Here is a 13,344-nt window from a genome sequence, read left to right as displayed (position 1 = left end):
CCGCCAACAACGACACAGGAGTGCACCATGGAAGCCCGGTTGAACCTCTTCGCCAGCCCGGTCGCAGCCAAGTTCGGGAAGCACATCATCTCTGCGGGCAAGGTGCTCGCGGACTCGACGCTGCCGGTCGTGACCCAGGAGCTGGTGAAGCTGCGCGCCAGTCAGATCAATGGCTGCGGTTTCTGCACCGACATGCACAGCAAGGACGCCGCGCACGCCGGGGAGACCTCGGTGCGCCTCAACCTGGTCGCGGCGTGGCGGGAGGCCACGGTGTTCACCGAGGCTGAGCGCGCTGCCCTGGAGCTGACGGAGCAGGGCACCCGCATCGCCGATGCGGCCGGTGGGGTAACGGACGAGGCCTGGGCGAACGCCGCCAAGCACTACGACGAGGAGCAGCTCGCCGCCCTGGTGTGCGCCATCGCCCTCATCAACACCTTCAACCGCCTGAATGTGATCGTTCAGCAGCCTGCGGGCGACTACCAGCCCGGCCAGTTCGGATGACTGCGGATAACTTCGGATAACGAGGGCCAGCAGGCCGGGGTCGCCGGCGCCAGTTGGCGCCGGCGGTGGCACACGCCCCGGGCCCCGCTTGCCAGGGCCCGGGGCGTTGTGCTGGTCCGCACGGCGGTCCGACTGATCCCAAGGCGTCGGCCGGGGCGGGTTCGTGTGGGTGATCGGGGGGACCGGAGGATCCGGGGCGTCACCGCGCCGGCGGGCCGGACCCCGCGGCGGAGCGCCGTGCGCGGAAGGCGTGACGGCGCCCCACGGCCACCACGGTCAGCGCGGCCGCGATCAGCGGGAGCGACGTCCAGGGGAGTGCTCCCGCGCCCGAACGCTCCAGGACGAGCCCGCCGGTGAGGGAACCGGCCGCGATGCCCGCGTTGTACACGGTGGTCTGCAGCGACGTGGCCACGTCCGCGTCGGCCGGGCCCGGCCGACGCGCCCTCCGAGGAGAGCCATGAAGATCGGTGAACTGCCGCGCCGCACCGGCGTCCCGACCCGGATGCTCCGCTATTACGAGGAGCAGGGCCTGCTCCACCCCGAGCGGGCCGACAACGGCTATCGCGCGTACGGCGATTCGGCCGTCCCGTGTGTGCGGCAGATCCGGGGGCTGCTGGACTCCGGACTCACCACCGAGATCATCCGCGCCATTCTGCCGTTCCTGTCCGACCCGGGGAAGATTCATCTCCACCCCGAGTGCCTGACCCCGGAGACCGCCGCGCTGCTGCGCGGCGAGATCGACCGCATCCAGGCCCGTATCGACTGTCTGGCCCGCAACCGGGACGCGTTGCGGGACTATCTTGCGGCGGTTCAGCCGGACCTCGTCAGCTGGCCAGCTCTCGCGCGCGTGCCGCGGCCTCGCGCACCGACCCGCGGTACAGGGGACCGTGACCCGGGAGCAGGACATCTGCCGCGAGGTCTTCGATGCGTCCGAGCGACGCGAGGGCCTCGTCGCGATCCGCGTCGAACATCGTCGGCAGCAGCTGCGGACCACGTACACGTGAGGTCGGGTGACCGCTGACCAGGGCGTCACCGGAGATCACGATTCCGGCGTCGGGCAGATGATAGACGCAGTGCCCCGCGGTGTGGCCCGGCGTGTGCACCGGAAGCGGACGGCCGGGCAGGTCGAGCGGCCCTTCCTTGGGAAACGCCTCGGGCCGGGTCATGTGGACGTCCGCGGTCCCGCCCGACCGGAGGGCGTGCACCGCCCACGGCAGCACGCCGGGACGCCACGCCTGGCGCATCACCTGCCCCACACTGACCTGCTGGAGGAACTCGCGGCGCGCGTGCGGCAGTTCCGCCTCGTGCAGGTGGACCGGGATGTCGTAGGTGGCGCTGAGGTACTCGGCGGAGCCCAGATGGTCGTTGTGCGCGTGGGTGATGAGCACGGCGCTGACGGCCTCGGGCGCGTGGCCGAGCGCTTCCAGTGACGCGAGGAGTTCCTGGCGGTCCCCGGGATACCCCGTGTCGATCAGGGTGACGGCGTCGCCGTCGGTCAGGACGACCCAGTTGGTGTTGCTGCCGTGGACCAGATGAACTCCGGCGGCCGCCTCAACGATCGCATCCTCGCGCATGACCATCCCGACGCTTGAGATCTGTTCGCGGCCGAAGGGGGCCGCGTCAGGGCGAAGGTATCGCGAGCGCCCGGGCGTGCCTCCGCCACCCTCACGGACACGGGGACCTCCGGTGGCCGAAGGTGAACGGCCCGTTCCGGCAAGGGACTTGACGCGGAACGGACAAGACCGCTCCCATATGGCGAGTCTCGTTGACTTTTGTTCGAGTCTGCGAACAAACCGCTCAAGGGAGAGCCGCATGTCCCCTATTTCGAACACGCCGTGTCTCGCGCGCCTCTTGAGACGCGCAGGCATCCAGTGCGCCGTCCTGCTGCTCGCCGTCGCCGGACTGGCCGGACTCGGACGCTCGGCCGCGCCGCTCACGGCCGAGCCCTCAGCCGTCAGCACCAACCAGATCGGCGTCACCCCCGCGCCGATGGGCTGGGCATCCTGGAACAGCTTCGCCAGCGCCATCGACTACGACACCATCAAGGCCCAGGCCGACGCCCTCGTCTCGTCCGGCATGGCCGCCGCCGGCTACAAGTACGTCAACATCGACGAGGGCTGGTGGCTCGGCACCCGCGACAGCGGCGGCAACATCACCGTGGACACCGCCAAGTGGCCCGGCGGCATGAAGGCCATCGCCGACTACATTCACAGCAAGGGTCTCAAGGCCGGGATCTACACCGACGCGGGCAAGAACGGCTGCGGCTACTACTACCCGACTCCCGAAGGAACGCCCGCCGCCCCCAACACCGGGATGGAGGGCCACAACCAGCAGGACCTGGAGACCTTCCAGAACTGGGGCTTCGACTACGTCAAGATCGACTGGTGCGGCGGGGACGCCGAGGGCCTGAACCAGGAGACGACGTACAAGGCGATCCGTGACGCCAACGCCGCCGCCACCGCCGTCACGGGACGCTCGCTCGTCCTCTCCCTGTGCGAGTGGGGCACCGGCAAGCCCTGGAACTGGGCCGCCGGCGTCGGGGCCATCTGGCGGACGAGCACCGACATCGTCTATTGGCCGAACAACCCCACGATGTCCAACATCCTGGCCAACTTCGACAAGTCCCTTCACCCCGCCGCCCAGCACACCGGCTACTACAACGACCCGGACATGCTGACCGTCGGCATGAGCGGTCTGAGCACCGCCCAGAACCGCACCCACATGGGCCTGTGGGCGATCTCCGGCGCACCTCTGCTCGCGGGCAACAACCTTGCCACCATGAGCTCGTCGACCGCCTCGATCCTCACCAACTCCGAGGTCATCGCCATCGACCAGGACACGCGCGGCCTGCAAGGCGTGAAGGTCGCCGAGGACAGCACCGGACTGCAGGTCTACAGCAAGATCCTCTCCGGCACCGGAAAACGCGCGGTCCTGCTGCTGAACCGTACGTCCGCCGCGGCCGACATCACCGCCCGCTGGCAGGACATGGGCCTGACCACAGCGTCCGCCACCGTGCGCAACGTGTGGTCGGCGTCCAACGTCGGCTCATACGCGACGAGTTACACCACCAGCGTGCCCGCAGGGGAGGCCGTCCTGCTCACCGTCTCCGGCACGGAGGGTTCCGGGACCACGTACGAGGACACGACCATGGCCACGACGCCGACGTTCACCGGCGTCACGACGGCCGGCGCGGGTACGAAACTGATCGACATCAGCTACGCCAACGGGGGCGCCGCGGTCCGTAAGGCGACCCTGCAGGTCAACGGCCAGTACACACAGACGCTCGCCTTCCCGCCCACCGGGTCGTCGACCACGTACCGCACCGTCTCCGTCCTCGCCCATCTGGCGAAGGGCTCGAACACGCTCACCTTCGCCGCGTCCGGCACCGCGCCCGACATCGACGCCGTGGCCGTCCGCGCCATCCCCGGCACCAACGGCACGGCGATCGTCGGCACGGGGTCCGGCCGCTGCCTGGACTTCTTCCAGAACACCATCACCAACAACAGCCAGGCCGAACTCTGGGACTGCGGCGGAGGCCAGAACCAGACCTTCAGCTACACCTCGCGCGGCGAACTCGTCGTCTACGGCAACAAGTGCCTCGACGCCTACAACAGCGGCACCGCCAACGGCACCCGCGTCGTTCTGTGGGACTGCAACGGCGGCACCAACCAGAGGTGGACCGTCAACTCCAACGGCACCATCACCAACAACGTCTCGGGTCTGTGCCTCGACGCGGTGAACAACGGCACCGTGAACGGCACGTCGATCGACCTGTGGTCGTGCAACGGGGGGTCGAACCAGCAATGGACCCGCAACTGAGCGCAGGCACCGGTCATTCGAGGGGCGGCATGTCCCGGAAGCGGGCGGCCAGTGCGCTGCGGGAGCGGATGCCGAGCTTGTTGTAGATGTGCGTCAGGTGGTACCGGACGGTCTTGACCGAGATGTAGAGCTCCAGCGCCGCCTGCTTGTTGGTCGCCCCCGCGGCGACAAGCTGGGCGACGGCCTGTTCCTGGGGCGTGAGGTGGGACAGGCCGGGGGAGAGGCGGGTGGTGTGCAGGCCGCCCGCCTTGAGCTCCCGGTCGCACCGTTCCACATAGGTACGGGCGCCGAGGGCGAGGTAGGTGTCGCGCGCGTTGTTCAGGACGGCGTCGGCCCTCGCGGCGCTTGCGGGCGCGGCGCAGGGTCTGGCCGTAGGCGAAGTTCACCCGGGCGCGGTCGTACGGGAGCGGCAGGTGGTCGAGCTGCGCGAGGGCCTGCTCGAAGTCCTTGCGGGCGGTGTCGATGTCGCCGCGCGCCGCGGTGAGACGTCCACGGGCCAGCCCCAGCCGGGCCATCGCCGAGCGGCGACCGCGGCGGGCGGCCAACTCCTCATAGGGAGACAGGAACGCGTCGGCCTCCTCGAGACGGCCGGTCATCACCAGGGCGTTGGCGTACACGGTGGGCCAGGGCCAGAATCCCGGTTCGTCGACGGCCTCGCGCGCGGGCAACTGGAGCACCGGCGACAGGGCTTCGATGACGCGCGCGTAGTCGCCCCGGGCCTCGGCGACCTGGGCACGGGCCAGACAGGCCGGGACCAGCATCACCTCGTAGTGGTGCGCGGACGCGGCCGCCTGGCCCAGATGGTGGTCGGCCATGGCCCAGTCACCGCGCAGGGCGTGGATCTGGGCTCCGGTCCAGTGCACCATCGGGCGGAGGAACCCCACCGATACCCCGCCTCGCGACACCGGGCTGCGGCCGGAGCTCGCCCTGTCCTGGCGACGGCCCGGTCGGCGGAACGGAAGGGCGGCTCCGCTCAGTTGGCGAGCTTCTTCGATGCGCGCAACTCCGATGCGATGGAGAGATCGCTGAGCCCCGTTCAGATCACGCACGACCGATGTGGCCCAAGGTCAACAAACCACCCTGGGTGACGAGCTCATTCCGCTACCCTCGTAGACCCAAGGCCCTGATGGGGAGGCTTAGATGGCGGGGCAGGCAAGGGCTGGAGGGGCAGGCGAGGGACGCGCGCGTGCGAGGGACCTGCGGAGCAGGCCGTTCCCCGTGCTGGCGACGGGTACGTCGGCGGAGCGGCAGGCCTCGGTGGAGTCCTTGCGAGCGTGGGCCGAGCAGGAGGCCGAGGACACCGTCGAGTGGTACCTCGAGGACAAGCGGCTCAAGCGCCAGGGTTCACGCCTCATCCGCGGCCTGATGATCGTCCTCGCCACGACCGGCACCGTGATCCCCCTGGTCGGCGCGGCCATGGAGTCCAGCGTTCAAAGCTGGGGGTACGTCTTTCTGGCGGCGGCCGCCGGCTGCAAGGGCTTCGACTACTTCTTCGGTCTCTCCACGGCCTGGATGCGCGACATCACGGCAGCACAGACGTTGCGCGCCGAGCTGAACGAGTTCCGGCTGTCGTGGTCGGCAGAACTGCTGCGGGATACGGCCGGAGAACCGGAACAGGCCGTGCTCGAACGGAGAATGAACCTTGTCGGTGCACTCGTCGGCGCGGTCCGGCGTCAGCTGGAGGCGGAAACGGCGGACTGGACTGCGGAGTTCCGAGCCGGACTCCAGCAGATCCAGGAACAGGCACCGATTCCGACGCCGAGGACAGCCCCCGCGGGCGCGGAACGCTGAACTTCCCGCTGACCATTGCGACCGCAGAACGCATACCGCTGCTCTGCTGGAACCATGAGGATCACGATGCCACGCTCCACCCGCACAGCAGACCGTGGGCGGCACGCGTTCGGCCCGTCGGCGGGTGCGGGCCCGGCGGACGGCCTTCTGGTGCGTTCCGATCCGGTGGGAGCGCGACTGCTGGAGCAGGCCCTGCGTTCTCTCGCCCAACCCGGGTCCCCGCTGCCGATGCTCAGCGGGGTCTGGCTCTGGGCCGACGAGATCGTTGTCGAACTGGCCGATTCCCCGGACCCGTTGCCTTCCGGACCGTGGCGCCGGGGCCGGACCACCCGCCAGTGGTTCCTCAGCCGCAAGGACGCGGAGTTTCACGGTGATCCGGCCGCTCCGAACGATATCTACCCCTACTCCTGCCTCGCGGCTGTGGGAGCCGGGAAGGACTTACGGCTGCTGCTGAACCTCGACGCCGTGGCAGGTACGGCCGTGGTGACCGGCCCGGAGCAATACAGGATCAGCCTGCTCGAAAAGGTCGCCGCGGAGCTGGCCACGACCCAGTGGTCCAGACGCGTACTGGTCACCTGTGTGGGCTTCCGAAACGACCTCGCGCAGCACTTCCCGGACCGGGTGCGAGCCCTGCCCGATGTCACACGGCTGATCGAGTCGGTGGAAAGCGAAGTGCGGCGCACGCAGGCCGCGTTCGGCGGCTCCGGACCCGAAGCGGTACTGACAGGCCGTGCCCCGCGCCATGTGGACCTCCTGCCCCCTCCCCACGTGATTCTGGTAGGTGCCGAGCCGTCACCCTCCGAGGCGCACCGGCTTGCCGAGCTGGCAGCCGATGGGGGAGCCATGGGCCCCCGGCTGCTGATCGGCACCGCGCGCGACGACTTTCCCGGTGCCGCCCACGAGATCGTGATCGCCCACGACGGCAGGATCTCCGCACCCCTGCTCGGCATCGACGCCGCGCCGGACAACGCTGCGCCGCGACGGGTACCGCATCCCGGCCCACCGCCGCCGACCCGCTTGGTGCGTCCGCCCTCTTGGTCCGCCGCACCCGTGGCCCAGGGGCGGAGGCGTCCGTCGATCGCGGCTTCGCACCGGCAGTTCACCGTCGTCACCCCGGGAGGTGCGGAACAGGACGTCATCCTGGAGGCCGATGATTCGGTGCCCCTCGCGGCCGTCGCCGAGCAGCTCGCCCGCCTCGGCCGGAGCCAGGAACCGCTTGACCTGTTCACGAGCGAGGGGGAGCGCCTGGCCCCGGACACGAGGCTGGCGGACGCGCCGATCCACGACGGCTGCAGAGTCTTTCTCGGCGCCCCCTTCGAGAGTGTGGCCTCGGCAGCGGAGCCCGCTCTGAGGGTGCCGGAGGCGGGCTTCGCACAGTTCCGCGATCTGTACGTCTCCTCGGCAGCCGCGGGAACGCTCGCATTCGACCGGCCTCCACCGCAGGACGTGGGCACCGGCAGTCCGGCGGGCGAGGCAATGTCCCACGAGCCCGGGCCTCTCGCCGGGCTCTTCGGGACGGGCCGCCTCTTCGGGCGCCGGGCGCGCACGTCGCCGAACGTCCGGCGCGCAGAGCCGGAGCATGCCGAGGAGGAAGGACGCTTCCCGAGTCCTGACGAACTCGTCGCCGAGGTCTTCGGACCGCGGACCCGTCTTTGGGAACGCGGCGTGAACCATCCGGATCATCTTGTTCTGCGGGTCGGCAGCAGTGGGGGCGAGCCGGTGACCGTGGCGCTGCGGCACAGCGGCAGCCTGGGCATCGTCGGAGACCTCGGCATGTCCCGTGGGCTGGCCGGCTGGCTCATGGCCCAGACGGTGCTCCTCCACCCACCGTCCGAAGTGGCCGTGCGCGTGCTCACCAATGATTCAGGTGAGGCGTGGCGTTTCGCACGCTGGCTTCCACCGGACGCGTCGGCGTTCGGGGCGCCTGGTCAGGTGCGGATCAGCCGCGACCCCGGGGCGCACGCACAACACCTCGCAGAGGCCGCTCTCATGATGCGCGAGCGACAGGCCGGGGAGGACGGTGCGTGGTCGAGCCGGGGCGGCACCAGGCTGGTGATCGTCCTGGACGACCTGTCCACGCTGGAGGCGGCCCCTTGGGCCGAGGAGGTCCTCCTCGCAGCGCCCGGTGCCGGCGTTCATGTGATCTGCCTTGCCGAGGACGAGCAGCAGCTGCCTGCCTGGTGCCCGACCCGCGTGGTGCAGACGGGCGCCCGGGCCGAGCTGAGGGAGGGTTCCAGCACGCTGGGTACGCAGTGCCGCCCCGATGGCCTGGAACCGACCCAGCTCGACGGCATGGCACGCCTGCTGGCACCGCTTCGTGATGGCTCGGCCAGGACGTCGGCCGTCTCGCCGGAGCGTCTGCTCGAACTGCTCGATCTGGATCCACCGACCCCCGAGCGGATCGTCGGCCGGTGGACCGGGACGCCGCCATCCACTGCGGCGGTTCTGGGCGGCTCCTCCGGCAGACCGTACGTGCTCGATCTGCTGGCCGATGGGCCACATGCCCTTGTCTCGGGAATGGGCGGCTCCGGGAGGGACGATCTGCTGTGCGTCTGGATGGCTTCGCTCGCCGCGGCGAATCGCCCCGACGAACTGAGTCTGCTGTTCGTGCATCACGACAGTGGAGAGTCTCTCGGCCCGCTGGCACAGCTGCCGCACACAGTGGGGGTGCACACCGGACTCGACCGGTACGCGGCGGCGCGCGGACTCGGCGCCTTCACCGCCGAGTTGAAGCGTCGTCAGGAGCTGGTCAAAGAGGCCGGGGCCAGGGACTTCGAGCAGTACACCGTGATCCGGGCGTCCGGCGCGGAGCTGCCCCTTCTGCCCCGCCTGGTGGTCGTGGTGTCCGACCTCGCCGCACTGCAGGACGAGCTGCCGGAGTTCGTGTCCGGGCTGACCGGGGTCGCCCGGCGCGGCACCGAACTCGGGGTGCACGTCGTGCTGGCCACGCGCAGCGCATCCGGTGCCGTGACGCAGGAGATCCTCGGACTCGCGCCCTTGAGGGTCGTACTACGGCTCGCCGATCCCAAGGACAGCGAGCTGTTGATCGGCACTCCGGCAGCGGCTCAACTGGTGGCATCGCAACAGGGGATCGCGTACGTCCGCAGGTCCTCACGGCCGCTGGAGCTTCTGCGGTTCGCGCGCCCCGGGGACGGACGGGCGGGAGCGGTTGGCGGTCGGACCTCCATCCGTGTCCACCGGACCGACTGGACAGGTGCCCCGGAACTGCCTGCGGCCAGGCCACCGTTGCGGACCACCGCGGGCAGCGCCGAGTTCGGCGAACTCGTCCGGGCCATGCGGGAGTCGGCGGACTCCATGGAGTTGTCCGCGCCACACCTGCCCTGGCTGCCCGAGCTTCCGCTGTCCGTCGGGCTGGAGGAAACCGCCGTACGGGAGGGCGCTCCGTTCCCCGTCCGGCATCAGGACGGGGCACGGATGCCGGTGGTCTTCGGACTGCGGGACGAACCGGACGAACAGGTGTACCGGCAGGCGACATGGGACCTGGACCGCGACGGGCATCTTCTCGCCGCCGGTGACGCGGGCAGCGGGCGCACACAGTTGCTGCTCACCCTTGCCACGGCAGTGACGGAGCAGTACAGCGCCGAGGATGTCCATCTTTACGCGATCGACTGCGGCTCTGCTCTGGGGCCGCTGGCCCATCTGCCGCACTGCGGCGCAGTCGTCACCGAGGACGAGCCCGAGAGACTTCTCCGGCTCGTCGACAAGCTCCTCAACACCGTCCGCATCCGTCAGGAGCTCTTGGCCCGGAGGGGCTTCCGGAGTCTCCATGGATACCGGCAGGAGCAGCAGCCCGAGGAGAAGCTGCCGTATCTCGTTCTGCTGCTCGACGGCTGGGAAGAATTCCGGGCCTGGGCACAGCGAACGGGTAACAACCGATGCGTGGCCGACATGCTGGCCCTGCTCGGGGACACCCGTAGCGGGGTGTGCCCCGTGGTCACCGGGGGCGAGGAAGTGCTGGCTGTGGACAGTCACTTGGCCCAGGCCAACACGTTGCTGCTGAAGCGTGCCGATCGCCGGGACTACGAACGCACGGGCCTCAGGGCCGATCGGTTGCCACAGACCCTGGGACCCGGCAGGGCGCTGTACGCACGCACCGGCGCGGAGGTACAGATCGCGTTGCCGGACCTCCCGCTGCCCGAGACCGTGACCCTGAGCCGGACGCGGAACGCGGGGGTGGCGCCGGTGCGACTCCCGTTCCGGATCCAGAACAACGCGCTGGTGGCGGACCGGTTCTCGCTGGGACCCGAGGGAATACCGGTCGGACGAGACGATGTGTTCGCCTGGTTGCAGGGCCATTTCAGCAATGGCACGTCGGCTGCCCTGCTGGGTCCCCGGAGGGCCGGCAAGTCCTGGATCATCAAGGCGCTGCAGGAGCGCATGCGGTCCGACGGCCTGGGAAACGTCCAGAAGGTGGTGACCCTGTCCAACCGCGACACGGGACGGGACGCAGGGGGAGCGCAGGACGACCTCGCCGTACAGCTCATGCCTGTTCTGGAGGGGTCCGACCGGCCCGCCGACGAGCTGCTCGCCCTGGCCGCCGAGTGCACCGGCTCGGCCCGCCTGGTTCTCCTGCTCGACGAGGTCGGCAGGCTCGCCGGCTACGACCCGGCGGCCGTGTCCTGGCTGCGGGATCTCGGCCAGGCCGGAGCATGGCTCGTGTACTGCGGCACTGACAAGGACTGGCGGGTCGCGGTGCGTCACGCTCTGAAGGCACCCGGCTCCAGTTTCGGGAACGACGTCACCCACTATCCCCTCGGCCCCCTGGCCGAGGCGGACGCCCGGACCTTTCTGGTGGGCACCGCACAGAACGAAGGGGTACACATCCCGGCGACCGCCGCCGACCGCATCCTTGCCGAGGTGGGGCCCTGGCCCTTCTATCTGCAAGCCGTCGGAGAGGCACTCGTGCGAGCGGCACGAGTGGGCAGACGACTGGCGCTCGACGATCTCGGTGCACTCAACTCCCTCATCGAAAAGGAACTCGTGGTCGGCAAGAGAGACGTCTTCCACTCGCGCTGGAACGAGATCGGTTCCGCGGGGCGCGCCGCACTGCTCGACGAACCCGGCCTCCTGCCCCGGGAACCCGCCCGGGCGCAGCGCATGGAACTGCGCGAGGTAGGGCTGCTGCTCCCCAACGGCCGCTGGCTGGAGGACAGACCCTTCTTCAACTGGATCAAGCACTGGCAAGAGGAACTGGTTGACGCGGAGGAACACCGATGAGCCACTATCGGCCCAGCAGGTCCTTCGACTCGGCCCTCGACATCAGATTCCCGGGGGAACATGTGCCTGCCTGGGCGGCTCCTCTGGTGGAGGGTCACTCGCCCAACGGTGCGGCGTGGCTGGTGGTCATGCCGCGCCGCTCGGGCAAGAGCTGGCTCGCCAGCGCGATTCATCACGCCCGGTCCGAGGGCAGCACGCGGTTGGTCGATGTCCGCAGCGCGGCCTCCGTACGGAAGTCGGGACTGGCGTGTCTGACCAGTGGCCGGGCCGCTCTGCCGCGGCTCGACGGTGTCGGCCTTGTGGTGGTGGACGAGCCGTCGATCGGTCCGGGGAGCGGACCGGCCAAGGATCCCGGCACGTTGTCGGACGGGCTGCAGCGGCTGCGGGAGGAGGGTGTCGTGCCGGTCGTCTTCGCCACACCGGCCGAGCACGCGCTGCTCGCCCCGCGTCTTGGAGCCGACTCGCCGAAGGACGTGCTGACCCCGCCGCCGCTGACAGACGAAGAGGCCCGGCGCATGGCGGGCCGGACCCCGGACTGGGCGCTCGACGTCGTGACCCGGCTGCGTGCCGAACGGCCCGGATGGCTGCTCACGCCCTTCCTGCTGGAGCTGGTCCTGCAGGTGGCCGAGTCGGAGTCCGCGCTGCGCGACGACACGGCCGAACTGGCCCGCCGGGCCTGCGAAGAGGCCGGGGTTCCCCAGCATCAGTACATCGACCAGTGGTTCCACAACGGTCTGTCCCCGGAGCACCGCGCCGATCTGCGCCGCGGGCGCTGGCGCAGTGCAGGTTTCTCCTTCGGTTCCGACGACCGGACGATGTCGATTCTGCGGCCCGTGGCCGACGATCCCGTGCTGTCCGGTCACCTTCCCGAGGTACTGCGGGTCCATCACGTGTCCGATCTGCATTTCGGCGGCGAACTGCGGTCGAACGTGGACCGCAAGGACAGGACGCAGGCGGGTGCCAAGATGGCGTGGCTCACCGGGGAGGGCACCCCGCTGGACAGTTATCTGGAGCATGTGCAGCAGATCGCCGAGCAGGGCAGGGCCCCGCATCTGGTGGTGGTCTCCGGAGATGTGGTCAACCGGCCGGAAGACGAGTACGGGGAGAGGGCCCTCGAATGGCTGCGGCGTCTGGAGGGGCTGCTGGCCGATCACCCCGATCTCCGCCCCGGCGATCCGCGTGTCGTCCTCGTCGGCGGAAACCACGACGTGTCGTGGGACAAGTGCCTCGACCCGCGGCCCGCGGCACGGCACGAGTGGTTCGCGCAGACGTTCCGCGACTATCCGCACCCCGACCTCGACAAACCGGAGCACGATGCGCGTCGGCTCTATGTGAGGTACCCGGACGCCGGCCTGCGCATCGCGCTGCTGGGCTCCGCCGAGTCCGGCGGTGAGCCGGCCAGTGACGACGACCGGGACCGGGTCGAGGGGCTGCTGACGGAACTCGAGGGATCCGAGGACGACACGGAAACCCGTCGGCTGATGGAGCAGTTGGAGCGGCACGATCCGGGCGTCGTCGCTCATCCCGTTCTGAAACGCCTCAAGAACGAGACGGGCTGCGTGAGTCTGGCCGTGCTCCACCACCCCCTCTCGCCGGTTCCCGCCGTGGAAGTGGCGCCGTACAGCGGTGTGGTGAACGCGGGCCAGGCCAAACTGGCCCTGGCCGAAGCGGGCACCTCCCTGGTCCTGCACGGTCACACGCATCTGGGGTTCCTGGCCGCGGAACGGCTGATCGACAACAGGCGGCGCTGGACCACCCGCATCGCCGGAGCGCCCGCGCTGGCAAGCGTTCACTCGAACGAGGAGAACGGCTACAACGAGGTCTTCATCGCCCGCGAGGGCGGTGGGCACACCCTGGCCGTGCGCACCGTCCGGTTCAAGAACGGCCACTGGAAGGAAGACGTCACCATCGCCTTCCGCCCGGGGGCCGCGGACGAGCGAGAGGTGGAGGAACTGTGCGCCGATTCGGTTCCCGCCGAGCCGCGGTGATTGAGGG

Annotated in this window: 8 protein-coding genes and 1 pseudogene; 6 read left to right on the top strand and 3 right to left on the bottom strand. The window is 69.7% G+C overall.

Annotated elements, in window-relative coordinates:
- Nucleotides 1-27: 27 nt before the first annotated feature.
- Nucleotides 28-501: a carboxymuconolactone decarboxylase family protein gene (locus ACZ4RZ_RS05025; RefSeq protein WP_467742121.1), complete on the top strand. Its 474-nt coding sequence runs from the start codon at nucleotides 28-30 to the stop codon at nucleotides 499-501.
- Between the two features lie 199 nt (nucleotides 502-700).
- Here ACZ4RZ_RS05025 and ACZ4RZ_RS05020 read toward each other — a convergent pair whose 3' ends face one another.
- Nucleotides 701-913 (bottom strand): hypothetical protein, encoded by a 213-nt coding sequence (locus ACZ4RZ_RS05020; RefSeq protein ID WP_467742119.1) that lies wholly within the window; start codon nucleotides 911-913, stop codon nucleotides 701-703.
- Nucleotides 914-958: 45 nt separating this feature from the next.
- Between ACZ4RZ_RS05020 and ACZ4RZ_RS05015 the strand changes: the two are divergent.
- Nucleotides 959-1,321, top strand: a pseudogene (locus tag ACZ4RZ_RS05015) (MerR family transcriptional regulator); the annotation flags it as partial.
- A 4-nt stretch (nucleotides 1,322-1,325) separates the two neighbouring features.
- Here ACZ4RZ_RS05015 and ACZ4RZ_RS05010 read toward each other — a convergent pair.
- On the bottom strand, nucleotides 1,326-2,075 hold the full coding sequence (locus ACZ4RZ_RS05010) for an MBL fold metallo-hydrolase (RefSeq protein ID WP_467742117.1): 750 nt from the start codon (nucleotides 2,073-2,075) through the stop codon (nucleotides 1,326-1,328).
- A gap of 238 nt (nucleotides 2,076-2,313) precedes the next feature.
- Between ACZ4RZ_RS05010 and ACZ4RZ_RS05005 the strand changes: the two genes are divergently transcribed.
- The gene (locus ACZ4RZ_RS05005; protein WP_467742115.1) at nucleotides 2,314-4,320 is read left to right on the top strand and encodes a ricin-type beta-trefoil lectin domain protein; all 2,007 of its coding nucleotides are present in this window, start codon (nucleotides 2,314-2,316) and stop codon (nucleotides 4,318-4,320) included.
- Nucleotides 4,321-4,333: 13 nt separating this feature from the next.
- Here ACZ4RZ_RS05005 and ACZ4RZ_RS05000 read toward each other — a convergent pair whose 3' ends face one another.
- A complete protein-coding gene (locus ACZ4RZ_RS05000; protein WP_467742113.1) occupies nucleotides 4,334-4,594 on the bottom strand; it encodes a response regulator transcription factor in 261 nt (86 codons plus the stop codon).
- 866 nt (nucleotides 4,595-5,460) lie between these two features.
- Here ACZ4RZ_RS05000 and ACZ4RZ_RS04995 point away from each other — a divergent pair.
- The 3 genes from ACZ4RZ_RS04995 to ACZ4RZ_RS04985 are packed head-to-tail and all read left to right on the top strand — an operon-like array spanning nucleotide 5,461 to nucleotide 13,337.
- Nucleotides 5,461-6,111: an SLATT domain-containing protein gene (locus ACZ4RZ_RS04995; RefSeq protein ID WP_467742111.1), complete on the top strand. Its 651-nt coding sequence runs from the start codon at nucleotides 5,461-5,463 to the stop codon at nucleotides 6,109-6,111.
- A 54-nt stretch (nucleotides 6,112-6,165) separates the two neighbouring features.
- Nucleotides 6,166-11,349 (top strand): FtsK/SpoIIIE domain-containing protein, encoded by a 5,184-nt coding sequence (locus ACZ4RZ_RS04990; RefSeq protein ID WP_467742107.1) that lies wholly within the window; start codon nucleotides 6,166-6,168, stop codon nucleotides 11,347-11,349.
- Nucleotides 11,346-13,337 carry a metallophosphoesterase family protein gene (locus ACZ4RZ_RS04985; protein WP_467742105.1) on the top strand — a complete coding sequence of 664 codons (1,992 nt, stop codon included), beginning with the start codon at nucleotides 11,346-11,348 and terminating at the stop codon, nucleotides 13,335-13,337. The genes ACZ4RZ_RS04990 and ACZ4RZ_RS04985 overlap by 4 nt, the downstream gene beginning before the upstream one ends.
- Nucleotides 13,338-13,344 lie beyond the last annotated feature (7 nt).

It is taken from the genome of Streptomyces sp. NPDC027189, from assembly GCF_055566975.1.
The sequence above is the reverse complement of the archived record's forward strand: the minus strand, read 5'-3'. Positions and strand labels throughout refer to the sequence as shown.

Excerpts from the sequence above, each read along its gene's own strand:
- ACZ4RZ_RS05005 (WP_467742115.1), top strand. The coding sequence starts at position 2,314 with ATGTCCCCTATTTCGAACACGCCGTGTCTCGCGCGCCTCTTGAGACGC.
- ACZ4RZ_RS04985 (WP_467742105.1), top strand. The coding sequence starts at position 11,346 with ATGAGCCACTATCGGCCCAGCAGGTCCTTCGACTCGGCCCTCGACATC.
- ACZ4RZ_RS05025 (WP_467742121.1), top strand. The coding sequence starts at position 28 with ATGGAAGCCCGGTTGAACCTCTTCGCCAGCCCGGTCGCAGCCAAGTTC.
- ACZ4RZ_RS04990 (WP_467742107.1), top strand. The coding sequence starts at position 6,166 with ATGAGGATCACGATGCCACGCTCCACCCGCACAGCAGACCGTGGGCGG.
- ACZ4RZ_RS05010 (WP_467742117.1), bottom strand. The coding sequence starts at position 2,075 with ATGCGCGAGGATGCGATCGTTGAGGCGGCCGCCGGAGTTCATCTGGTC.
- ACZ4RZ_RS04995 (WP_467742111.1), top strand. The coding sequence starts at position 5,461 with ATGGCGGGGCAGGCAAGGGCTGGAGGGGCAGGCGAGGGACGCGCGCGT.